This is a genomic window from Oceanisphaera arctica (assembly GCF_002936955.1).
GTDB classification, from domain to species: Bacteria; Pseudomonadota; Gammaproteobacteria; order Enterobacterales; family Aeromonadaceae; genus Oceanimonas; species Oceanimonas arctica.
On the sequence record NZ_MPZM01000044.1, the window covers coordinates 1 to 23170 of the forward strand.

23 protein-coding genes are annotated in these 23170 nt (G+C 56.9%); 12 read left to right on the plus strand and 11 right to left on the minus strand.

Features of this window, described 5'->3' with window-relative positions:
• Together UN63_RS17105 and UN63_RS14215 are read left to right on the plus strand one after the other, a co-directional pair.
• The coding region (locus UN63_RS17105) for a hypothetical protein (RefSeq protein WP_181068258.1) at window positions 1-296 on the plus strand (296 nt) is incomplete at its 5' end.
• Between the two features lie 105 nt (window positions 297-401).
• On the plus strand, window positions 402-761 hold the full coding sequence (locus UN63_RS14215; protein ID WP_104487713.1) for a VOC family protein: 360 nt from the start codon (window positions 402-404) through the stop codon (window positions 759-761).
• A gap of 107 nt (window positions 762-868) precedes the next feature.
• Here the strand turns inward: UN63_RS14215 and UN63_RS14220 are convergent, their stop codons facing one another.
• Window positions 869-1183: a hypothetical protein gene (locus UN63_RS14220; protein ID WP_104487715.1), complete on the minus strand. Its 315-nt coding sequence runs from the start codon at window positions 1181-1183 to the stop codon at window positions 869-871.
• A gap of 463 nt (window positions 1184-1646) precedes the next feature.
• On the opposite strand from UN63_RS14220, the gene UN63_RS14225 reads away from it, so the two are divergent.
• Complete coding sequence (locus UN63_RS14225; RefSeq protein WP_104487717.1) at window positions 1647-2015, plus strand: MliC family protein; 369 nt, start codon at window positions 1647-1649, stop codon at window positions 2013-2015.
• Window positions 2016-2119: 104 nt separating this feature from the next.
• Here UN63_RS14225 and UN63_RS14230 read toward each other — a convergent pair whose 3' ends face one another.
• The 3 genes from UN63_RS14230 to UN63_RS14240 all read right to left on the minus strand — a co-directional run bounded on the left by UN63_RS14230 (window position 2120) and on the right by UN63_RS14240 (window position 4629).
• Window positions 2120-2695: an NADPH-dependent FMN reductase gene (locus UN63_RS14230; RefSeq protein ID WP_104487720.1), complete on the minus strand. Its 576-nt coding sequence runs from the start codon at window positions 2693-2695 to the stop codon at window positions 2120-2122.
• A 129-nt stretch (window positions 2696-2824) separates the two neighbouring features.
• A complete protein-coding gene (locus UN63_RS14235; protein WP_104487754.1) occupies window positions 2825-3691 on the minus strand; it encodes a pirin family protein in 867 nt (288 codons plus the stop codon).
• Window positions 3692-3732: 41 nt separating this feature from the next.
• Window positions 3733-4629: a LysR family transcriptional regulator gene (locus UN63_RS14240; protein ID WP_104487722.1), complete on the minus strand. Its 897-nt coding sequence runs from the start codon at window positions 4627-4629 to the stop codon at window positions 3733-3735.
• A gap of 116 nt (window positions 4630-4745) precedes the next feature.
• On the opposite strand from UN63_RS14240, the gene UN63_RS14245 reads away from it, so the two are divergent.
• Window positions 4746-5939 (plus strand): MFS transporter, encoded by a 1194-nt coding sequence (locus UN63_RS14245; RefSeq protein WP_104487724.1) that lies wholly within the window; start codon window positions 4746-4748, stop codon window positions 5937-5939.
• A gap of 58 nt (window positions 5940-5997) precedes the next feature.
• Here the strand turns inward: UN63_RS14245 and ybiO are convergent, their stop codons facing one another.
• Together ybiO and UN63_RS14255 are read right to left on the minus strand one after the other, a co-directional pair.
• The gene (ybiO, locus tag UN63_RS14250) at window positions 5998-8313 is read right to left on the minus strand and encodes a mechanosensitive channel protein (RefSeq protein WP_229793543.1); all 2316 of its coding nucleotides are present in this window, start codon (window positions 8311-8313) and stop codon (window positions 5998-6000) included.
• 344 nt (window positions 8314-8657) lie between these two features.
• Window positions 8658-9158, minus strand: a complete 501-nt coding sequence (locus UN63_RS14255) for a lactoylglutathione lyase family protein (protein WP_104487726.1) — start codon at window positions 9156-9158, stop codon at window positions 8658-8660.
• 93 nt (window positions 9159-9251) lie between these two features.
• On the opposite strand from UN63_RS14255, the gene UN63_RS14260 reads away from it, so the two are divergent.
• The 5 genes from UN63_RS14260 (at window position 9252) to UN63_RS14280 (ending at window position 12938) form a co-directional block, all read left to right on the plus strand.
• Window positions 9252-10121, plus strand: a complete 870-nt coding sequence (locus UN63_RS14260) for a LysR family transcriptional regulator (protein WP_104487728.1) — start codon at window positions 9252-9254, stop codon at window positions 10119-10121.
• A 279-nt stretch (window positions 10122-10400) separates the two neighbouring features.
• Complete coding sequence (locus tag UN63_RS14265; protein WP_104487730.1) at window positions 10401-10796, plus strand: hypothetical protein; 396 nt, start codon at window positions 10401-10403, stop codon at window positions 10794-10796.
• Window positions 10797-11082: 286 nt separating this feature from the next.
• The gene (locus UN63_RS14270; protein ID WP_219821182.1) at window positions 11083-11370 is read left to right on the plus strand and encodes a potassium channel family protein; all 288 of its coding nucleotides are present in this window, start codon (window positions 11083-11085) and stop codon (window positions 11368-11370) included.
• Between the two features lie 72 nt (window positions 11371-11442).
• Window positions 11443-11766, plus strand: coding sequence for a cupin domain-containing protein (locus tag UN63_RS14275; protein WP_104487732.1), 324 nt, complete (start codon window positions 11443-11445; stop codon window positions 11764-11766).
• A 176-nt stretch (window positions 11767-11942) separates the two neighbouring features.
• The gene (locus UN63_RS14280; protein ID WP_104487734.1) at window positions 11943-12938 is read left to right on the plus strand and encodes a ribonuclease Z; all 996 of its coding nucleotides are present in this window, start codon (window positions 11943-11945) and stop codon (window positions 12936-12938) included.
• 79 nt (window positions 12939-13017) lie between these two features.
• Here the strand turns inward: UN63_RS14280 and katG are convergent, their stop codons facing one another.
• Window positions 13018-15249, minus strand: a complete 2232-nt coding sequence (katG, locus tag UN63_RS14285; protein WP_104487736.1) for a catalase/peroxidase HPI — start codon at window positions 15247-15249, stop codon at window positions 13018-13020.
• Window positions 15250-15466: 217 nt separating this feature from the next.
• Between katG and UN63_RS14290 the strand changes: the two genes are divergently transcribed.
• Complete coding sequence (locus UN63_RS14290; protein WP_104487739.1) at window positions 15467-16108, plus strand: 3'-5' exonuclease; 642 nt, start codon at window positions 15467-15469, stop codon at window positions 16106-16108.
• Here the strand turns inward: UN63_RS14290 and arcC are convergent.
• Genes arcC through UN63_RS14310 form a run of 4 tightly spaced genes read right to left on the minus strand, consistent with a single transcriptional unit; the run spans window position 16105 to window position 20754 of the window.
• Window positions 16105-17031, minus strand: a complete 927-nt coding sequence (gene arcC, locus UN63_RS14295; protein WP_104487741.1) for a carbamate kinase — start codon at window positions 17029-17031, stop codon at window positions 16105-16107. The two genes, UN63_RS14290 and arcC, sit on opposite strands and share 4 nt — an antisense overlap.
• 1 nt (window position 17032) lies before the next feature.
• Complete coding sequence (locus UN63_RS14300; RefSeq protein ID WP_104487743.1) at window positions 17033-18034, minus strand: ornithine carbamoyltransferase; 1002 nt, start codon at window positions 18032-18034, stop codon at window positions 17033-17035.
• Window positions 18035-18051: 17 nt separating this feature from the next.
• On the minus strand, window positions 18052-19281 hold the full coding sequence (locus UN63_RS14305) for an arginine deiminase (protein WP_104487745.1): 1230 nt from the start codon (window positions 19279-19281) through the stop codon (window positions 18052-18054).
• Between the two features lie 24 nt (window positions 19282-19305).
• A complete protein-coding gene (locus UN63_RS14310; RefSeq protein WP_104487747.1) occupies window positions 19306-20754 on the minus strand; it encodes a YfcC family protein in 1449 nt (482 codons plus the stop codon).
• A 323-nt stretch (window positions 20755-21077) separates the two neighbouring features.
• On the opposite strand from UN63_RS14310, the gene UN63_RS14315 reads away from it, so the two are divergent.
• Both UN63_RS14315 and hypF read left to right on the plus strand, forming a co-directional pair.
• Entirely contained in the window at window positions 21078-21602 is a 525-nt protein-coding gene (locus tag UN63_RS14315) for a hydrogenase maturation protease (RefSeq protein ID WP_104487750.1), read from the plus strand.
• Window positions 21599-23170 (plus strand): carbamoyltransferase HypF (gene hypF / locus UN63_RS14320; RefSeq protein ID WP_104487752.1); only part of this gene is annotated, 1572 nt, incomplete at its 3' end. The genes UN63_RS14315 and hypF, both read left to right, overlap by 4 nt.

The following is a 23170-nucleotide window of genomic DNA, read 5'->3' on the forward strand; positions in this document are numbered from 1 at the left end:
TTGAAGAGGTAGTCAATGATATGGGTGTTCGCTGGGCGTATCAGCTACAAGATATGACCGAGAAGCAAGAGTTTATTCAACGTTTATCTCTGTTTCTTTCACGTAAAGTGTTTGATGAGATAAGGCCCCTTAGGTTATATAATGACAGGTATGAAATTGCTAGTAATTTTGTTTCCTTAACTGTTTTAGAAGTTATTGATCGAGATAATGTAGTAGAAGAATTCATCTATGAATTAAATGAGGAGGAATCTGCTAGGATGCTTGCCGCAGGTATATATTTCGGTACCGAAAAATAAGACTGAACATGCCTGGTGAGGTATTCATAAGTTAAAAATGTAACAAGGCTAGCAGTGCGTCGATGGTCGCCGCTGTTTTGGGCGTTATGCATCAAGGAGAAACCTATGAAAGAGACCGGAAAAATAAACTATGTTGAAATTCCTTCACGAGATCTTGAAGCAACAAAAAGGTTCTTTGGTGATGCATTTGGATGGTCGTTTGTCGACTACGGCCCTGAATACGTAGCGATTGAGAACGCCGGCCTGGATGGCGGATTCTTTAAGTCAGAGCAGGTGGCTACGACCCACAACGGAAGTGTATTGATTGTCCTTTATAGTGACAATCTGGAAGCCACTCTCGAGAAAGTGAAGTTGTCTGGCGGGAAGATCGTTAAGGATATTTACCCTTTTCCGGGTGGTCGCCGTTTTCATTTCAGTGATCCAAATGGAAATGAGTATGCCGTATGGTCGGAGCCAAATACATAGCAATCGAAGAAACCGGTTTTTTTCTTTCAAAAGAAAAAAGACTGGCCTGCGGTCTGGGCAGGCCAGTAGTAAAGTGCTGCTTGATTACATCCCACTGAAGAGGTGGGTTACGCTACCGTGGGCTGTGAAGCGGTGGCTTTGTCAATGATCTGACGTACTCTGTCGTGAGTTTTTCCCAAGGCATCGGCCAGTTCTTCACAAAGAAACTCTATGCCATGGTTTAAATGTTTGCGGTCAGTCGCGCTCAGCGTGATCTGTTCTTGCATAACGCTCAGCCCTTTTACGAGTTCAGCGTAGCCAAACGGGTCACCTTTATCGATAGTTGCCTGATTAGCCGTAGCACGAACTTTCCATTTCCCGCTGAGTTTTCCTTGCCATTTTTTTAAATGATTAATAATTTCTCTTGCTTCCTTGGCACTCATAACACTGCGAATGGATTGGACTACACCGATACCATAACCGGGATGATAAATATGATCACCTTGATTGATATTGATAATATTCTCCTTGTGTCAGAAAAATACCATGAGTTAAGGTGCCCAATAAAAACAGCACGTTACGCTGTTTTTATGTTAAGTACAAGGTGAGGTTTTTTTTGAACAATTAAGCTCGCAGGGGAGGGTGTTTTACCGTGGATTTCTGACAGTCCATGCTTAATACTCTGCTACGCGTTAATTCAGGCCGCTGATGCGAGGCGCAAGATCCATATTCGATTTCACAATTGACAACGCTAAGCAATATCCAACGAAAATCAGTAGTGATGTATTTGAGATGGTGTCTTGAAAGCGGTGATTACGAGTTTGAGAAGCCTTCCATCGAAAGAGCTCTTCATGAATACTGGGATAAATAGTCAAACCACACCACACCAACAAAACGGAGGCTCGTATGAAAATATTTACTCCCTTGATGTTCGCATCCATCCTACTCCTATCTGCCTGTGCCAGTTCTCCGCAGGAGAAAATGGACGGCCAGGCGAATATGGCGGCGCCGTCAACGTTCCCCGAACATCAGTATCGGTGCGAGAGCGGCGAAACGATGAGGGTAAACTATCCCTCCACCGATTCGGCCAGGGTCCAGTATCAGGGCCGCGAATACACCATGAAGATCGCGGTGTCTGCCAGTGGTGCTCGGTACCTTGGTAGCGAGTTGGAGTGGTGGACAAAGGGCACTGGCCCCGGATCCGAAGGCTCGCTGCTCCGCCATCTGGCGGATAGTACTTCTGGTAATATCATCGAGCTTTGCACCGGGATCTGAGTACGATCCGGCAGGTTGCAGCCATACGCTCCGGAATTCCCCCGGCTGCCGGCTTCGCAGAGCCGGCAACCAGATCGCAGAGGATTGCTACCGCTTGCGGTGAATTACTTTTTGGCAGCCTCCGAAGGCGAGAGCTGGTGGTGCAGTGCTATCAATGCGGTTACCAGCTGACCGATAAAGTCTCGGGTAGTGGCATCTGCAAGCTGGCCCTGGCTATCAAATTTTTCATGAGCCCGGGCGATCATCACTTCGGGCTTATTCACGAAATGTACGTCGAGATAAATCATGATCTGGCGCAGATGATATTGCGCCCGGGCTCCGCCGAATGCGCTCATGCTTGAACTCATGATGGCGGCGGGCTTGCCGGCAAAGGGCTGTGGCTTCTGTCGGGATAACCAGTCGATGGCATTTTTTAATACGCCGGGCACCGAGTAATTGTATTCGGGTGTAGAGAACAGAATGGCATCGGCGGCCATTACCTTTTCTGCCAGCTGAAGCACTTCCCGCGGTGCCTTGTCGCCATCCAGTTCCTGGTTGTATAGCGGCAGGGTACCGATATCGAGCAGTTCAATTTCACAGTCTGCCGGTGCCATTTCCATGGCCACCCGAACCGCGGCGGTATTGTATGAATCTTTCCTTAAACTGCCTGAAAAGGCGACTATGCGGGTTTTATTGCTCATTGTTCACCTCCGTAACGTGAAGCAGGATGCGCCTGAGGGCGCTCGGGTTGACGTATTTTGCAGACTGAAATGCCGGTGCGGGTGTGACCGCCTCCTGACGGTGGCACACAAGGCAAGGATCAACATCTGCTAGCCGTGTTTTAATGCACCGAATTTTCCCGTCTGAAAATCGGTCATTGCCTGTTTTATTTCGGCTTCGGTGTTCATCACGAAAGGGCCATAGCCAACCAGAGGTTCATCAATAGGCTCTCCGCTCAAAATAAGCAGTTCACTGTTCTGAGTCGCCTCCAGCTCCAGGCCAACCCCGACCTGCGATAAAATGACGGTCTGGCCTGCCGTAAGGGGTTGTCCGTTAACCTTTACCTCTCCCTTTCGTACCACCACGATCGCAGACCAGCCTTCTTCGATGGAAAGCTGATAGCGGGCCGATGCTTTGAGGATGCCATCCATCACCAGCATGGGAGTATGCGTTCTGGCCGGGCCGGTTAACCCCGCCAGTTCACCGGCAATGAGTCGTAAGGTGCCACTCTGGTCCGGTACTTCAAGGTAAGGGATTTGCCCGGCGGTGATGGTTTGATAACCGGGGGAGGTCATTTTGTCGTCTTGCGGCAGGTTGACCCACAACTGCATTATTTCAAGCATGCCCCCGGTTCGGGTAAAGGCCTCGGAATGAAACTCCTCGTGCAATATGCCGCTGCCGGCGGTCATCCACTGCACATCTCCCGGACCTATGGTGCCATGCTGACCCGTTGAGTCCTTGTGGGCGACTTCTCCTTCATAAACCAGGGTGACGGTTTCAAACCCGCGGTGAGGGTGCACGCCCACGCCACGCTTGTGATCGGCAGCGGAAAACTGCATGGGGCCGGCATAGTCGAGCAACAGAAAAGGGCTGACCGACTTTCCGTGATCCTGATAGGAAAACAGGGTCTTTGCAGGGAAGCCGTCGCCAACCCAGTGCGGATGAGGAGCGGTAAACACATTCAAAACGTTTTTCATGATCAGATCCTCGACAATCAATTTGCTGGGTATATGCGGTGTCACTCACAAGGCTCGGTGGCCATATCAACCAGGTGTTCCGTCGTGGTATGGGTGAACTGCGGGCTCTGTTCAATTGTCTGCGCCAGGCGAGTGGTTGCCTCGTTAACCTGGTCGGCTATAAACAGGCTGGTATTCGTTTTCGGCAGGGGCGGCAGCCCTTGTTCCACCACCACCATGTCCGGTTCGACCGTTTTTCGCGGAATCACCCCCACGCCTATGCCCGCGCGCACCGCCGCCAGCACGCCGGCCCGGCTCTGGCTGGTAAAGGCGATGCGATAGGGCAGCCCCATTTTCTCCAGCGCCTGGCAGGCGGAGTCCCGGTGATAACAGCCGTCAACAAACACCGCCAGGGGCAAGGGGTCCCGCAGATGGGTCATGTGCGTGTGTGAACGAACCCACACCAGCTCGTCCCGGTCGAGACGCAGCCCTCCATCAGACAACACCGGCATTTCGACCAGGGCCAGGTCCAGCTTGCCTTCTCTGAGTAGTGACAGCAGATGGTGAGGTCGGTGATCACAGAATACTTCCAGCCGTGCTTCCGGGTAGTTAAGCACAAAGGCTTCCAGCAGCGGTGTCAGGCTGCGGGTTGCGTATTGATCGTGGGTGCCGAAGCGCACCTTGCCGTCGATATCCGCATTCTGGAACGAGCCCAGGATCCGGTCGTGCAGGTTAAGTAACTGTTGCGCGTGAGATCTGAGCTGTTCTCCCGCCGGGGTTAACCGAACTCCATATTGCCCCCGTTCCAGCAGCGTTGTGGTCACCAGCTCTTCCAGCCTGCTCAGCTGCATGCTGATGGTGGAGGGGGCCCGGTGCAGCCGGCCTGCGGCCACCGTCAGGTTGAGTGTTTCCGCCACCATCACAAAGGTGCGTAACAGGGTAATGGGTAAATCACGCATGTTGAGTTTTCAATCTTGTTGAAGGCAGATATTGATATTTATCGATTTACCGAATTTTAACAAGCGTTCAGGATGGCCTGATTACTTACTCATCACAGGATCAGGGAGCGTCAGCGATGAAAATGGCCGTCATTTTTGGAATGAATCAGATAGTCAGCCATGGGTTTGGCATGTTTCTGTTTGCCGCCCTGGTACCGCTGATGCGGGAGTCGATCAGCCTCAGCCATTGGCATCTGGCCGCCATTGGTGCACTTACCCAGTTGGCTTATCTTGGCGGTGCCATGTTGCTGGGATTATTCGGCCACCGTCTGGGTACGGCCCGCCTGTCGCTGATGACCGGCACCCTGACTACCGGCCTGCTGTTTACCATGTCGCAACTCGAAAACCCGCTATACATTACCCTGGCGCTGACCTGCCTGGCCGCCAGTGCGGCCATCAGCTGGGGAACCATAGTGGAAATCATCAGCCGTTATGCCCGTTCCGAGCAGCGTTCGACCTATCTTTCCACCGCGTCCAGCGGCACCGCCTGGGGCTATGGCCTGAATGGCCTGATGATACTGCTGGTGGTGCCCGTATTGGGCTGGCAACACAGCTGGCAGATTGCAGGGGGAGTGGGCATGCTGGTCGTGGGCCTGACCTGGTATATGTTGAGGAGCCTGAACAAACCGTTAACCGCCACGGCAGAGCTCCCCGAGTCCATCATTCCCGCCTCTAAACTGCTTTCCACCATTTGCCGTGAAAGAACCGCCATGTTTGCCTGCCTTATCTGCTTTCTGGTCGGCTTTACCACCATGCCTTTTTCCAACTGGCTCAATACCTATCTCGATCAACTGGCGCTGCCGGTCGCGCTGGGTGGCTACACCTGGGCCACGGCGGGGATCACTGGTATGGTGGCCGGCGTACTCACCGGCCGGCTGGCCGACAGCAAGAGTCACGGCGTGGCACTGCTGGTGATCTTCAGCGGCTTCGCGCTGGGATTGCTGGCGTTTATCTATGATCCGGCCCGTTTTTCGCTGGTGGCCGGCTTTGGTTACGGTCTGATGTATTTCCCCATGTGGGGCATACTGGCGGGCTGGATAGGTCAGACCTATTCGTCTACCGCCACTATGCAAATCAGCGGTATCTGTATGGTGACCTTTGGTTTTGGGGGCACTCTGGGCAACCTGCTGGCCGGTTACCTCCGCGACACCACGGGAACGCTGGATGCAGTTTTCTTTACCCTGGCGGCGGCGTCGGTGCTGCTGGTTATGCTGGCCCTGTGGATACTGAGCGTCAGCCCCAAATCCCGCCCCATGCAACCGGCTGTCTGAACGGCGTTTATATAAAAAAGGCCGGGCAATACCCGGCCTTGTTGCGTAACGAGTCCGCTTAGTCGCGGTCGTTGGGCGCATCGTTAGAGACAGCAGACTTGGCTTTTGCCACCATCACCTGTTCGCCAGATCTGGCATGTCCGCCGGGGCGGCCATCGATATCAAAGTCCTGCTGCATCACCCTAAGGTTGGCAGAGGGCGCTTCACCTTCTTTGCCCACACCAAAATACACAGTGCTGTGAGGGAAGGGGATTTCGATGCCGGCGCTGTCGAAGTGCAGTTTCACCAGTCGGTTGTAGGCGCGCCCCACAGCCCACTGCATGCCCGGGGTGGTCTTGATACGCACCCGGATCACCACAGAGCTGTCGGCCAGGGCGATAACACCGGCTACTTCCAGCGGCGCCAGTATCTCGTGTTTGTTGTCTTCGCTGGCGGCCAGTTCGTCGAAGGCATTGTGCAGGTGGGCGATGGCTTCGTCGATGCTCTCGCGATAGGCGATGCCGTATTCACCTACATGGAAGGCGAACTCGCGCATGTAGTTGGACACCGTATCCACGCTGGAAAACGGAATAATGTGATAGGTGCCGCTGAGATCGCGAATGCCCACCGAGCGAATGCTGAGTTTTTCGGCGGTGCCGGTAATGCCGCCCAGGGTGACCACGTCACCGGTATTCATGGCATTTTCTATCTGAATGAACACCCCGGTAATAATGTCCTGCACCAGTTTCTGGGCACCAAAACCGATGGCCAGGCCCAGTACACCGGCACCGGCGATAAGCGGGCCTATGTTAATGCCGATCTCGGCCAGCGCTATCATGGCGGTCATGGTCACCAGGGTGACCGCCAGCGCACTGCGAAACAGCAACAGCAGGGTTTGCACCCGCGCAGAAGGTTCGCCGCCGCCGGTTTCGGGATTGAGCTTGTGCTCAATCATGCTGGCAAAGGCCACCCACAGCGCGGCGGCCACAGACAGTATGATGGCAACACCAATTATCTTGCCCATGAGCTTGCCGCCGGACTCCGAGGCATACCAGGCCGCAAGATCCAGCGCCTGCCAGGCGTTCAGTACCAGCAGAATGGCGGCAATGACGATCAAAAAGCGAAGAAAGCGCAGGGCATTGGGCACATAGCTGTTTATCCGTGCTTCCAGCAGCGGCAACTTGCGGCGCAATTCGTCCGAGAGGGTAATGCGTCGGCCTATGGTCTGGCTCAGCAGGCTGGAAAGTAGTATGCCCAGCACCACTATGCCCAGTGTTTTGAGGGTGGCAAACAACACAAAGGGCAGGGCCTCTGCCGGGCTGAGCAGCGTTAATACCAGCACCACCAGAAAGTAGGCCAGGGCGATAAGATGCCAGGTGCGAGAAAGCAATATGAGGCTGAACTGACCTGCGGAAATGGTGCTTTTTTCGGCTCTGGCACGAATGGCATGGCGCAGGCGCAGGCGATTTTTCAGGATCACTGCTACCGCATAGAAGAAGGCAGCAAACATGATCAGCGTATTCACGCCCTGGCCCAGGGTGGGCGAAATATTGATGTTGATCAGGGGTTCCAGCACCATAACGCCATAGCCGACCAGGCCGATGAGCAGGGCCAGCCAGCGATTCCAGTATTCGGCTTCGCTTGAGTCGATAGGCAGCAACCGCAGCCCTTCATAACGGGAGGAAAACAGTACCCGCAGCCCGGCCTTGAGCAGCTCGATCACCATAAAGGCATTAAGAAACAGCGATGCCTGAGTGGTCAGTTCGCCGGTTTCTCCTACCATAAAGGTCGCCACCAGGTTTCCGGCCACATAGGCCAGTGCCACGGCCAGCACATCTACGGCACTGGCCAGTGCTACACACACCACCAGTCGCAGTACCGGCGTTTTACCTTCTCCGTGACGTGACCAGTGACTCAGGCGCACAAACAGTGGTCGAGCCAGCCGTCGCAGCAGCCAGAACAGCACCAGAGTGGCCAGTATCACCAGCCCCAGGTTGATGCTGGCGCTCATGAAGGCGGCCGAGTCGAACTGGCCATTGTCACCCGCCACATTGCCGTCAAACAGGTTTTTCGCCACCTCGAGCAGGTTATCAAGCTGATCCCCGAGACTGCCGGCAATCTGGCTGGTGGTTTCTGCCAACTGGCCGGGCAGGGTAGGCTCTGCCGGCTCGACAACATCGTTGACCGCCGCATTGGCAGAAGGGGCCTGTTGTTCGGCCATGTTGCGCAGCTCTTCAACCAGTTTCTGGCGAGCTTGTTCGTTTTCCAGTATTTCGGCCAGGGCGGCGTAAGGGGGAGATTCGGTCGTGTCCTGGGTTTGGGCGTGCGCCATACTCGCAAGGGGAGCACAGAGCAGCCACAGGATCAGCAGAGAGAGTCTTGAAAACAGGTTCACCAGTTGGCCTCCAGTTGGCTGTCAGCGTGTTGGTTCAAAGATATGGATGGTCAATCCATTTGATTGTTCATGTGAATAAACAAGGCGATTAGGCAGGGTAACATAGAGAAAATGGCGTGTTAAATTTCAATCACTTGCAGGCACAGTGCGGGAGATGTGTGGCGAAGCGCTGCATATCCATGTTCGCTCCCGTCCCCCTTTCAATTTCAAACCCGCGCCGCCTATAATGAAAAAGCTTCATATGAGTTCAAATTTTTGACGACAGCAGAATATCGATAACAGGGAAGGGAGGGGCCCGGCCACCCGCAAGACCCAGGCGGTAGCGAGCCCGACCCTTTCCTTTTTTAGTAGGCGCCCTCGCTGTAAATCAATTCGTAACTGTGGCTGTATATTTCCAGAATGTTCCCGAAAGGGTCTTCCATATAAATCATGCGATAGGGCTTTTCACCCGGATAGTAGTAACGGGGCTTTTCCATCCGCTTTTTACCACCTGCGGCCACAATGCGTTCGGCCAGCTCTTCCACGTTCGGATCCTGCACGCAGAAGTGGAAGATGCCGGTTTTCCAGTATTCAAAGTTGTCTTCCGGATTGACCTGGTCCTTGAACTGGAACAGCTCTACGCCAACCCGATCGCCGGTTGATAGATGGGCGATTTTAAAATGTTGCCAGCCTGCACCGAACACCTCGGTACACATTTCACCTATGGGGCTGTTATCTTCCGTGACTTCGGTGGGCGCCATTATCAGGTACCAGCCCATCACTTCGGTATAGAATTTAACGGCTGCTTCCAGATCGGGCACCGAAATGCCGATATGTGAAAAGTTTCTGGGATAAACATTGCTCATTTTCTGCTCTCCTTTGGTGAAGTGATGACAGTGTACAAAGCGCAACAGATTACATAAAATTATCATTTGTCATGCATGTGAGTATGAAGCGTAATGATAAACACCATCTGGCTACGCAGTTTCTGCACTCTGGTTGACGTCGGCCATTTCACCCGTACGGCCGAACAGCTGCACATGACGCAGTCTGGCGTCAGCCAGCATGTACGAAAGCTGGAACAGCAGTTGGGACAGGACTTGCTGCTCAGACAGGGTAAGCAGTTCACGCTGACGGATGCCGGCGAGCGGCTTTACCGTGAGGCGCAGACCATAATTGAGTCTCTTTCGAGTCTTGAACAACGCATTGGTGAGGACCCGGCCTTTGAAGGGATGATTCGGGTGATGTCTCCCGGCAGTGTGGGACTCAAGCTTTATCCCCATCTGCTGGAACTGCAACGGCAGCATCCGAAGCTGGTTATTGATTATCGGTTTGCGCCGAACAGCGATGTGGAATCCGCCATTGCGGGTCACGACGTCGATATTGGCTTCATGACCCGCACGTCGACGCTTGCGGAAGTGAGCTGCAGACCCATTGCCAGAGAAACCCTGCTGCTTGTCACCCCAGCGGCAGTCTCCGAGCCCGACTGGGAGCGGTTGATGGCGCTGGGCTTTATCGATCATCCCGATGGCGCCCATCATGCGGGCTTGTTGCTGAGGGCCAACTACCCCGAGTTCCAGCACAGCAAGATGTTCGAAAAGAAGGGATTCTCCAACCAGATAAGCCTGATACTGGAGCCGGTGAGCATGGGACTGGGTTTTACCGTGTTACCGGCCCATGCGGTGGGGGCGTTTCCAAAGCCCGATCTTGTCAGAACCCATCGACTTTCCAATCCGGTCAGCGAAACCCTTTACCTTGGGGTTCAGTTGCGAAAGCCGTTACCTAACCGGGTAAAAACGGTGATTGCGGAAGCAGAAAAATGGCTATGAATCATGAAGGTGACGGGATCTCATCCCGCATTTTACTTACACTTGTTCAAGCCTGTCGCGTCAGGGGCAGCAATGTGGCGGTGAACACGGCGGTAAAATAGTTTTAGAATGTAAGATACAAAAGCGAATCTGCCAGATCAGACGGTTCGTGTTGATGGAAAACGTAAAGGGATCGCAGTGAAGGCCGGCAAGATGCCTCGAAAGGTGTCACTGCGTGCGGATACATTCTCGCGGCGTGCCTGCTTATCGGGATCAAGTTGCTAGTGGCCAGGGATAGCTATGAACCAGGCGATTTACTTCAAGACATCGATGTTTGATGTTGCAAAAGAAAAAGAGAATCCCATCAATCCGGTGTACGGAATATCGTTATTGGAATGGTTGCGAGACGAGTTAAGGGAACAACTTGATATTACAGAGCCCGATGCCGAAGACTGGGGTTGGTATAGCGAGCTGGAGTATCAGGGTAACCGCTACTTGATTGGCGCTTGTGCCCAGTTTGAAGCAGGCGATGATCCGGCCGAAGAGTTGGATTGGGTGTTTCAGGTCGAGAAGTTCCGCAGCTTCAAAGAGAAGCTGTTGGGTAAAAACAAAATGACAGATTCAGATGGCTGTTTTCTATTCTTCAAGCGATTATTCGAAAATCACCCCTCTATTAAAGAGGTGCAGGTTGGATAACTCACTAACAAGGCCGGGCAGTGTCGGCAGCTTTATGCTGGTTCTGGCAACGATTAGCAGTCGTTGGCCAAGTTGGGTGTTGATCTTTGTGTCGAATAAGATGCTGAAAGTTGAAAAGCCAAGATGTGGTGAGCCTGGATGATTTATGTTTTCCTGATAAACGCTATGGTGGTCGCCGTTTCGGTGATGGTTCATTACGAGTTTCAGTTACCGTATCACTCTGTACATTCCAAAGATGAAGATAAGCCACCGATATAGAATTGTTTTCGGTGTCTGCGGTTCTCTGGTGGCACATGCCATCGAAATATGGATATTTGCCATTGCTTATTACTTCATGAATCGAGCCGATGGCTGGGGGCACTTGAGTGGGAACTTTGACGGCAGTCTGATGGATTGCGGATATTTCTCATTCACTGTCTTCTCGACTCTGGGGTTTGGTGATATTCAGCCGAATGGAAACTTGAGGTATTTAACGGGAATAGAGTCTCTGACCGGCCTGGTACTCATTACCTGGACGGCGTCGTTTCTTTACTTTGAAATGCAGCGACATTGGGGCTTTGGAAAAGACACGTAACCGGTTCATCCAGCAAGGTTTTATATCTCACAGCAACCCGAGCCCAAACTAGTGCCATGAAAAGAGAGTGCTATGAAAAATATCGCTGAAAACATGCCTTCAGATCTGTCGAGCGAGCACTTTCTGGACTTGCTCAACACGCCGAATGTCCGCATAGAGCGCATTGTGTCCAAGGGGCACAGCTCGCCCGAGGCGGGCTGGTACGATCAGGATGAAGACGAGTGGGTCATGGTGCTGGAAGGGTCGGGCACCCTGGCGTTTGAAGATGGCCGGGAAGTGACCCTGAACAAGGGCGATTTCATTCATATTCCCGCCCATGACAGGCACAAGGTCAGCCATACCCGGCCAGACGGTATCACAGTGTGGCTGGCGATATTTTTCAGCCCTGCCGGGTAAAAACGTGACCAGCGGAAATGGTGCACCGCATGAATGGATGCTCTGCGAGAGCCATTTTTTGTAGGGTCGATTTCAATCGACCAGCGGATCACCCGGGAACGCCATTGGTCGAATAAATTCGACCCTACAAAACACGTCACGCCGTATATGCGGCAAAAACGAGCGAAGGGCGGAACATGGAACTCATCTTTTTAGGCACCTCTTCGGGGTCGCCGACCAAGAGCCGAAATGTCTCGGGCTTGGCGCTGAGAAAGGCCGGTGCCAAGCCCTGGATTCTGGTCGACTGTGGCGAAGGCACCCAGCACCGGCTGCTGCATACCTCCTTGTCGCTGAATCGTCTGCAGGCCATCTGTATCACCCATGTGCACGGCGATCACTGTTATGGTCTGCCGGGCTTGCTGGCCAGCGCGGCCATGTCGAGGCGCAGTGCGCCGCTCACCATCATCGGGCCCGCCGCCCTGCAGGACTGGGTGAATGCCACCCAGGAGGCCACGCATCTGACACTGTGTTATCCGCTGCATTTTATTGATGTCGCGACGCTGACCGAGCGGCAAGAGCGGGTGGCGGTGGAGGGCTTCAATATTTCGGCGCTGCCGCTGTCTCATCGGGTGCCGTCGTTTGGCTATGAATTTGTCGAAACGGGGCAGCCCCAGAAGCTCGATGTAGAAAAGCTGAAGGCAGACAAGATTGAACCGGGGCCTTTGTGGGGGCGGCTGCAGCGGGGCGAGCGGGTCACACTGGCGAACGGGGGTGTTATTGACGGCCGCGACTATCTGCTGGCATTGAGAGCGCCGCGTAAGATCATCATCTGTGGTGACAACGACAATCCAGCCCTGCTCGCCGAGCGTGTCGGCTCGGCCAATGTGTTGGTGCACGAGGCTACCTTTACCCGGGTCATCGCCAACAAGCTGGGCGCCGGGCCGCAGCACAGTTCGGCCATGAGCATCGCGCAATTCGCAGCCCAAGCCTCGGTGGCCAACCTGATCCTCACCCATTTCAGCCCGCGTTATAAAGACGGCGGCCCCGGGATCAGCATTCGGGATATAGAGCAGGAGGCGAGGGCACATTACGGCGGCAATCTGTTTCTGGCGCGGGATCTGGAGGTGTTTCACCTGGACCGGGCGGGGGAGTTGAGCCGCACTGAGCATGGACCCCCGCCCTCGCGGGGGTGACGGTGTCTTGTATGGACCCCCGCCTTCGCGGGGGTGACGTGGAGGTATCGCGGGGCGACGGGTTTAACGTGGGGCTGCATCAGGTCAGGTCGAAGCGATCCGCGTTCATGACCTTGTTCCAGGCGGTGACAAAGTCACGCACGAATTTCTCTTTGGCATCAGCCTGGGCATAGACCTCCGATACGGCCCGTAACTGGGAGTTGGAACCGAAGATCAGGTCGACTCGCGTTGCCGTCCACCTCACATTCCCCGTTTTGCGGTCACATCCCTCAAACACATCCTCCTCACCGGCGGCGGGCTGCCACACAGTGTTCATGTCGAGCAGATTAACGAAGAAGTCGTTGCTCAGTGTCTCGGGGTGTCGGGTAAAGACACCGTGTTGTGCCTTGCCGTAGTTGGCATCCAGTACCCGCATGCCGCCCACCAGCACCGTCATTTCCGGCGCGCTCAGTTGCAGCAGCTGCGCCTTGTCCACCAGCATTTCTTCGTCCGACACGGTGAATTTGGTGCGGCGATAGTTGCGAAAACCGTCGGCCTCCGGCTTGAGCGGTGCGAAGGCGTCAGCGTCGGTCTGCTCCTCTGAGGCGTCGGTGCGGCCCGGCGTGAAAGGCACTTCTATGGTGTGTCCGGCGTCTTTCGCGGCCTGCTCTATGGCGGCATTCCCCCCCAGCACGATCAAGTCGGCCAGCGATATTCGCTTGTTGCCGGTTTGCGCCTGATTGAAATCGCTCTGAATGCCTTCCAGTACTTTCAGCACCTTGGCCAGTTGCACCGGCTGGTTGACTTCCCAGTCTTTCTGCGGCGCCAGACGCAGGCGGGCACCGTTGGCGCCGCCGCGTTTGTCGGAGCCACGAAAGGTGGAGGCCGATGCCCAGGCGGTAGACACCAGCTCGGAGACCGACAGGCCCGATGCCAGCAGTTTGCCCTTGAGACTGCCGATGTCCTGGCTATTGACCAGCTCGTGATCGAGCGCCGGTACCGGGTCTTGCCAGATCAGCTCTGCTTTCGGTACTTCGGGGCCCAGGTAGCGCGAGATGGGGCCCATGTCTCTGTGGGTCAGCTTGTACCAGGCCCGGGCGAAGGCGTCGGCGAATTCGTCCGGATTGGCATGAAAGTGCATGGAAATTTTGCGGTATGCCGAGTCTTCCCGCATCGCCATGTCGGCGGTGGACATCATGGGCGCATGGCGCTTGTTCGGGTTGTGGGCATCCGGCACCGTGTCTTTGGCGGCAGCATCTTTCGGCGTCCACTGGTGAGCGCCGGCCGGGCTCTTGGTCAGTTCCCATTCATAGCCGAACAGGGTGTCGAAGTAGCTCATGTCCCATTGGGTCGGGGTAGGGGTCCAGGCACCTTCCAGGCCGCTGGTAATGGTGTCTTCCCCCGTGCCTGTGCCCATGCTGTTGATCCAGCCGAGGCCCATGGCTTCGAGCGGGGCAGCTTCCGGCTCGGGCCCCACATGGTCGGGATCGCCGGCGCCGTGGGTTTTACCAAAGGTGTGGCCGCCGGCGGTAAGGGCCACGGTTTCAACGTCGTCCATCGCCATTCGGGCAAAGGTTTCGCGAATGTCACGGGCAGACGCGAGCGGGTCAGGCTTGCCGTCCGGCCCTTCCGGGTTGACGTAAATCAGCCCCATTTGCACCGCGGCGAGCGGGTTCTCCAGCTTTCGGTCGCCCGAGTAGCGGCTGTTGGCCTTGTCGCTGGTAGCCAGCCATTCTTCTTCTGCGCCCCAGTAAATGTCTTCTTCCGGCTCCCAGATGTCTTCACGACCGCCACCAAAACCGAAGGTCTTGAAGCCCATGGACTCCAGCGCCACGTTGCCGGTGAGGATCATCAGATCGGCCCAGGACAGCTTGTTGCCATATTTTTGCTTGATGGGCCACAGCAGGCGGCGCGCCTTGTCCAGGTTACCGTTGTCGGGCCAGCTGTTGAGCGGGGCAAATCGTTGCGAGCCGCTGCCGGCGCCGCCACGGCCATCGCCAATGCGATAGGTGCCGGCGCTGTGCCAGGCCATGCGAATGAAGAAGGGACCGTAATGGCCGTAGTCGGCGGGCCACCAGTCTTGCGAGTCGGTCATCAGGGCATGCAGATCCTGTTTTACCGCCGCCAGATCGAGCGTTTTAAAGGCTTCGGAGTAGTTGAAGTGTTCGCCCTGCGGGTTCATGTTGGCGGGGTTCTGATGCAGTACCTTGAGATTCAGCTGGTTTGGCCACCAGTGACGATTGGCCGAGGCCTTGTCACCCAGTTTGGTGTGAGATCCGTGCATCACCGGGCATTTTCCGGCGTTGCTTGCGTCGTGTTTATTTTCGCTCATCAATTATTTCTCCAGGTTGGTGATGCTAATTGAACTGCTCATTAAAACTGACGACGGGTCACCGTTAACCGGTGCTTGCACCAGCTTGTCGCCGTCTTGTTCTGATAGGTATAACATCCCCGTGCCGTTAACTTAAGTTGCTTGTGCTTATCAATGCGATAGGTTCTGTGTATCGTCCGCTGCAGCACCGGTATTTTTTCACATTACATGAGGCCACATGGACGAACGTCAGTTTTTAGAAAGACCCACCAAACAGGCCATGCTCGAATTTCCGGCGTTCAGTGGCTTGCCGCAAAACCGTATTCATCTGGTTGAAAGTGCGCAGGAGGCAAGCTTTGCCCGTGAACAGCTGCGTCGCTGCACCCACGTTGGTTTTGATACCGAAAGCAAACCGACCTTTATGGTGGGTGAAACCAGTACAGGCCCGCACCTGGTGCAGCTGGCCACCCCCGAGCACGGTTTTCTGTTTATGGCTCGCCACCTGACGGGCAATGAGTCTGGCAGGGAGCTGCTGGCCGAGATCATGCAATCGTCGCGTATTATCAAGGTCGGCTTTGGTCTCAAGTCGGATCGGGGGCCGGTGCAGCGCCTGCTGGGAGTCGAGCTGCACGCCACTGTAGAATTGTCGGGGGCGGTCAAGCGGCTGGGTTATCGCCAGCAGGTGGGGCTGCAGGCCGCGGTGGCCATAGTGCTGGGTGAATACCTGCCCAAATCCAGAAAGGTGACGCTCTCGAACTGGGCGGCCGAGTCGTTATCTGCCGCCCAACAGAGTTATGCCGCCAACGACGCCTATGCCAGCCTGCGGGTGTATCAGGCGCTGGCCAACACGGCGCCGCAGTTGCTGATATTGGCGCCCTAGCTGCTGGCCGCCGAGGTGTCGGCACGCACTTGGGTGCCGGCCGTGCCCGCCAATATGGCCAGGGCATCGGCCAGTTTGCCAATGCCGCTGATACCGCCGGTGTCGGCAAAATGGCATGCTGCCGACAGCTTGGGGCCCATGGAGCCGGCGGGCATGTTCAGTTTTCGGGCCTCGGTCACGGTCAGTGTATGAATCGGAGTTTGTTGCTCGGTGCCAAAGTCCCGGTACACCGCCGCCACATCGGTTAGCAGCAGCAGCGCATCGGCCCCCAGCTGGCGGGCCAGCAGGGCGCTGGCTGCATCCTTGTCGATAACCGCTTCCACTCCGGTCATGCTGCCGTCGGCTCTGCGCAGCACCGGTATGCCGCCGCCTCCGGTGCAGACCACGACCACCCCCTGATTGATCAACAACTGCAGCACCCGTAAATCCGGAATTTCCAGCGGTGCAGGTGACGGCACCACCCGGCGCCATTTATCACCGTCCTGAGCAATGTTCCAGCCGGCGGCCTCTGCCCGGGTTTCTGCTTCGCTCCGCTCATATACCGGGCCGACAAACTTGGTGGGGTGGGCAAAGGCCGGATCTTTGGGGTCCACCACCACCTGAGTCAGCAAGGTCGCCACCGGTCGGTCATGGTCGAGCGCGTTTTCCAGCTCCTGCTCGATGATATAACCGATCATGCCTTCGGTTTCGGCACCCAGCACATCCAGCGGATAGGCTTCATCCGGCTTGTAGGCCGCCCCCTGCAATGCCAACAGGCCTACCTGCGGGCCGTTGCCGTGGGTCACCACCAGCTGGTGTCCGGCGCGCACTATCTCGGCCAGTGAACGGGCGGCAAGCTGCACATTGTTGCGCTGCGCCGCTGCCGTCAGTGGCTCCCCCCGTTTCAACAGGGCGTTACCGCCCAACGCCGCGACCACCAGCATGTCAGCCTCCCAGGGTGGCGACCAGAATCGCCTTGATGGTGTGCATCCGGTTCTCTGCCTGATCGAACACGATGGAGGCGGGGCTTTCAAACACCGCCTCGGTGACTTCCATGGCATCAATGCCGAAGGTGGCCTGTATTTCCTTGCCTGTGGTGGTCTCGGTATTGTGAAACGCCGGCAGGCAGTGCATGAACCGCACCCGGGGATTGCCGGTTTTTGCCAGCAGGGCGGTATTTACCTGATAGGGCATCAGCAGCTTGATGCGCTCGGCCCATTGCTCTTTTGGCTCGCCCATCGACAGCCAGACATCGGTATAGACGAAATCGACCCCGGCAACGGCGGCATCGATGTTGTCGGTTACCATGATACTGGCGCCGGTTTCTACCGCCAGTGCCTGTGCTTCCTGCTGTATGGTCTGGGTTGGCCAGCAGGCTTTGGGGGCACACAGGCGCACATCCATGCCCATTTTGGCCCCGCCCAGCAGCAGGCTGTCGCCCATGTTGTTGGCGGCATCACCGATGAACACATAAGCCACCTGCCGCAGCGGTTTGTCTGCATGCTCCTGCATGGTCAGAAAGTCCGCGAGGATCTGGGTCGGGTGAAACTCATCGGTCAGCCCGTTGTAAACCGGCACGCCGGCGTACTGTGCCAGTTCTTCCACAATGGCTTGCCCGAAGCCGCGGTATTCAATGGCATCGTAAACCCGGCCCAGCACCCGGGCGGTGTCTTTTACCGACTCCTTGTGGCCAATGTGAGTGCCGGTTGGCCCCAGATAGGTGACTCTGGCGCCCTGATCGTAGGCCGCCACCTCAAAACCGACCCGGGTACGGGTGGAGTTTTTCTCGAAGATTAGCGCTATGTCCTTGCCCTGTAGCTTTGCCACCTCGGTGCCGGCGTATTTGGCGGCTTTCAGATCCGCCGACAGCTTCAGCAGAAAGTGGATTTCCTGTTGTGTGAAATCCCGCAGGGTCAGGAAGTGACGGTTTTTGAGATTGAAGGCCATGATGGGGCTCCTTTGCCTTATAGCGGGTCACGAATGATGGGACAGCTCATGCAGTGGCTGCCACCGCGACCGCGGCCCAGCTCGGCACCGGGAATGGCCAGCACCTCGATGCCTGCGGCCTCCAGTGCGGCATTGGTATCGTCGTTGCGGTCATAACCCACCACCACGCCGGGGCTTAGCGTCAGCACGTTGTTGCCATCGTTCCACTGTTCGCGCTGCTGCTCTTCCGGGCTGTCGCCGCCGGTGGGCACCACCTGCAGCGCCTCATAACCGAGAATGTCTGCCACCACCTCAAACAGGTGGCGAGCGTCCTGCTGAAAGGACAGCTTGCTTCGGCCCTTGCCGGGACGCAGGTCATAACAGATCACCGCGTCCGCCACTTCCTTGAAGGCGGTCACTACATTGCCGCCACAGCAGGTAAATATGGTATCCAGGTGCATGGCCGAACGGGATTTCGGGATCTGACAGGCTATCACCCGGTTCACCCTGTCGCCCTTGAACAGTGCGCTGGCCAGTTGGCCAATGGCCTGGGGCGAAGAGCGTTCGCCCATTCCCACCAGCACGGCACCATTGCCGATTGGCATGATGTCGCCGCCTTCCAGGGTGGCAAGGCCATGGTCAACCAGCGGGTCACCCCAATGCACTTTTACCTTGCCGGCGAAGGTGGGATGGAAGCGGTAAATGGCGGCCATCAGCAGGGTTTCCGGCCGGCGTGCACTCCAGTACATGGGGTTGAGGGTCACGCCATCATAAATCCAGGCGCTGTTGTCCCGGGTGAACAGAAAGTTGGGCAGGGGAGGCAGCACGAAGCCGAACTGACCGAGATGATTACCAAACAACCCAGCCGGGTTGAAGGGCAGATCCGTCACCTCCAGCCCGCCAATCAGAAACCGGGCAAGGGTGTTACCCGGCAGCGCGTCCATCCAGGCGCGCAGATCGGATAGCATGCCTACGCCGATGTGGTTCCAGGTAATGCGGTGGTCGAGCACCCAGGCGCGACCTTCCGCAATATTCAGGGTTTGGGCCAGCAACTCGTTGACGTCCAGTACCTCTACGCCTCTGGCCTGCATCAGGCTGGTGAAGATGTCATGGTCTTTTTGTGCCTGCTTGACCCAGAACACATCGTCGAACAGCAGGGCATCGCAGTTGGAGGGCGTGAGTCGCCGATGTGCCAGCCCGGGGCGGCAGGTGATCACCTGCCTGAGGGTGCCGGTTTCGGAATGAACGCCGGGGGTTGATTCAGACATGGTTGGCTCCTGTTAATTCGGGTATCACACCAGGGCACCGATACTGATGACCAGGCTGATGAATACGGTCAGTATCAGCAGTAGCGGCCAGATAAAAACGAGCCAACGGTCGTAAGACACCCGAGCAATGGCCAGTCCGCCAACCACCACCGCGAAGGTAGGGTTGATCAGGTTCACCAGGCCGTTGGCCGATTGATAGGCGGTGACCACCAGATCGCGCCCTACATGAGCAAAGTCTGCCAGCGGCGCAAGGATCGGCATCGACAGCACCGCCAGACCGGAAGACGAGGGCACAAAGAAGCTCATGCCGACTTCAATCCAGAACATCAGGTTGATGAACGCCAGTTCGGGTAGGCCTCCCAGAGAATTTTCGGCACTGTGTAGAATGGAGTCGGCAATCATGCCCTGCTCCATGATCACCACTATGCCCCGGGCCAGCCCGACCACCAGCGCCACGCCAAGCAAATCCCGGGCGCCGTCCACGAAGCTGCCGGTCAGTTTCTTTTCACCCAACCGGGCGATGATGCCAATGACGATGGCCGAGCCGAAGAACAAGGCACCCATGCGCGCCATCCACCAGCCCTGGGAGGAGACGCCCCAGATCATCGCCGCAAAGGTCAGGGCAAAAATGACCAGCACTATCATCTGGGTGGTGTTCAGTCTGGCACTGTGAGCATCGTCATCGTGCGATTTTAAAAACAGTTTTTTGTGTGCCGACCACTGCTTTGCCACTACCGAGCGGGACGGGTCGGCTTTGACACGCCGGGCATAGAGCATGACATAGGCAATGCAGATCAGCAGGCCACCCAGCAGCAGAATGAAGCGCAGTATGATGCCATCGGTAAAGGGAATATTTGCGGCGTTGGCCGCGATGACAGTGGCAAACGGGTTGATGGTGGAGCCGAGTACGCCGATACCGGCACCGATCAGAATAATGGCGACGCCGGTGACGGCATCGAAGCCGGCGGCCATGATCACCGGTATCAGAATGGCATAGAAGGCGAGGGTTTCTTCCGCCATGCCGTAGGTGGTGCCTCCCAGAGCGAACAGCGACATCAGAATGGGGATCATCCAGATTTCATGACCGGCCAGATGGCGCATGGCACTGCGAATGCCGGTGTCGATGGCCCCGGTGGCATTCATTACCCCCAGAAATCCCCCGAGAAACAACACGAATAGCGCCACATCAATGGCATTGGCGACATAGCTGTCCGGGTTGTAGAAGCCGGCGGTGGGCGCCAGCATCACATCAACAAAGCCCTGGGGGTTGGGGGCGACGGTTTGATAGGTGCCGGGTACCGCTACTTCGCGGCCGACCTCCTCATTCATGACCCGGTCGTATTTGCCTGCCGGAATAATCCAGGTCAGCGCTGCGACCACAATAATCAGGGCAAAAAGAATGGTGTAGGCGGTAGGGAATCGTGAGGCGAGTGCATCTTCCGAAGCCTTCGTCGGTTGTTTGTCATCCGTCATGGTGCGTCTCCTGTCCTGGACGGGATAAACCTTGGTCTCTGGTACCAGGCAGGAGGGGCCGGAGACACCTCCGGGCGACTGAACAGACTGAACACAGCCTCAGGCTCGGGCTCGGGCTCGGTTACACCTGGTTCATGCCTGCCTCGAATAAGCGTAGTTCATCGCATCGAGGCAACCCGGTCGATTCCGCGGCCGGGTGGCAACATAGAAAGCACTATGCTTTGGATTGAGATTGAAATTGAAAGAGGTTGTCGGCTTGCGCGGCAGGTCTCGGTTACGGGGGGACGGAGGTGATTGCTGCATATCAGAACGAGGATGTCATCATGAACGGGGCTGTGGGAGCGCGTGAAGCACAATTCAAAGCCGTCGGCGTAAGAGTCCTGTTTGTCGGTAATCCACTGCGGGGTGATGATGCCGCCGGCATACACGCCTTTACGCTGTGCCAAACGCTCTGCTGGCCCGACGGGGTGGAGCTGGTGGACGCGGGCATGGGGGGCGTGAGCCTGTTGCCGCTGTTTCGTCATTGCCGCCGCATCATACTGGTGGATGCCTTTCTGAGTCCGGGCCATGCGGGTGAGATCCGCCACCTTTGCCAGGTAACGGCGGGCTCGCTGGCGGGAAGCGAAGATCTCGCACACGGTGGTGGCATCAAGGGACTGCTGGCGCTGGTGCCGCTGCTGGTGTCGCCGGCGCCCATTATCGATCTCTTTGTGATTGGCGGGGACCGCTTTGCGCCTTGTAGCCCCAAACTCGGTGACGCGGTGGCGCGGGCTTTGCCAACCCTGTGCCAGCGGCTGCATCGTTACGTGACCGAAGATTTGATGCCTTTGGGCCCGGGCTGTCGATGAGCGGCGCATCTAACACCGCAACCGGCAGCGCCCCGCGAAGCCTGAAGGGTAGCCTGTTGCAAATAACCGGCTGCGTGCAGGGGGTCGGCTTTCGGCCCCTGATCTATCGGTTGGCGACGGAACTCGGATTATCGGGCGAGGTGTGTAATGTTGGTGCCGGGGTGGAGATTCGGCTGGCCGCCGATGCCGCCACCGTGGCGCATTTTTGCCGCCGGCTGCGGGCAGACTGCCCGACCCATGCCCGCATAGAGAGCCTGGTGGCACAACCTTTCAGCTTTGCTGCTGCTCCAGTAGCCTTCACGGTAGTGAACAGTCAGGCCGTGGGGCAGGGAGCCGGGTTTCCGCCGGACCTGGCGATGTGCCCTCGGTGTCTCGCCGAGCTGACCGACCCGGATGATCGACGCTACGGTTATCCCTTTATCAATTGCACCGACTGTGGCCCGCGCTACAGCATTATCAAAAGCCTGCCCTATGACAGGGCCAACACCAGCATGGCCGGTTTTCCGCTGTGCTCTGTCTGCCTTAAAGAATATGAAGATCCGGCGAACCGTCGCTTTCATGCCGAGCCGATTGCCTGCCCGGTTTGTGGCCCGCGCATCTGGCTGCAAGACGCCGAAGGCCAAATGCAGGAGGGATCGCCGGCGGCCTTGCTGGCCCGATGCCGTAGCTGGCTGAAGCAGGGCCGAGTGCTGGCGCTCAAGGGGATTGGTGGTTTTCAACTGACCTGCGATGCGGGCTCGGCGGCGGCCATCGCCCTGCTGCGCCAACGTAAACACCGGCCCGCCAAGCCCTTTGCCGTCATGATGCGGGATCTGACCCAGGCAGCAATCTATTTCGAGTTGAATGAGGTCGAGCGGGCGCAGTTGACCAGCCCGGCGGCACCTATCCTGCTGTTGCCTAAAGCGCGACTCCGCCAGCCAGTGCAAGGAATACTGCCCGAGGCGCTGGCACCGGCCATGGCCTGCATCGGGGTCATGCTGGCGGGATCGCCGCTGCACTGGCTGTTGCTGACGGAATTCGGCGGCCCCCTGGTGATGACCTCGGGCAATGCGAGTGGCGATCCCATCTGTACCGACAACCGGCAGGCCGAGTTGGCGTTGGCTGGTCTGGCCGATGGCTTTCTGCTGCACAACAGACCCATACTGCACCGCTGCGATGATTCGGTACAGGCCTGGCTTGCCGACCGGCCCCGGATGATCCGCCGGGCCCGGGGCTACGTACCCACGCCTGTTGCTCTGCCGGCCGGGCTGGACGGTGCTGTGCTGGCGCTGGGAGCGGATCTGAAGAACAGCCTTTGCCTGGCCGGCGGGGGGCAGGCTGTCTTGTCCGCCCATATCGGCGACCTGGCCAACCGCGCTTGCCTGGATGCGCTGCAGCAGCAGGTCGAACATCTGCCCGCGCTGCTGGCGATGACTCCCCGAGCCATCGCCGTCGATCTGCATCCCGATTATGTTTCCTCTCGTCTGGGTGCGAGGCTGGCACAAGAACGCGGATTGCCGCTTGTCCGGGTACAGCATCATCATGCTCACTTGGTGTCTTGTCTGGTAGAAAACGGGCATCCGCCCGAT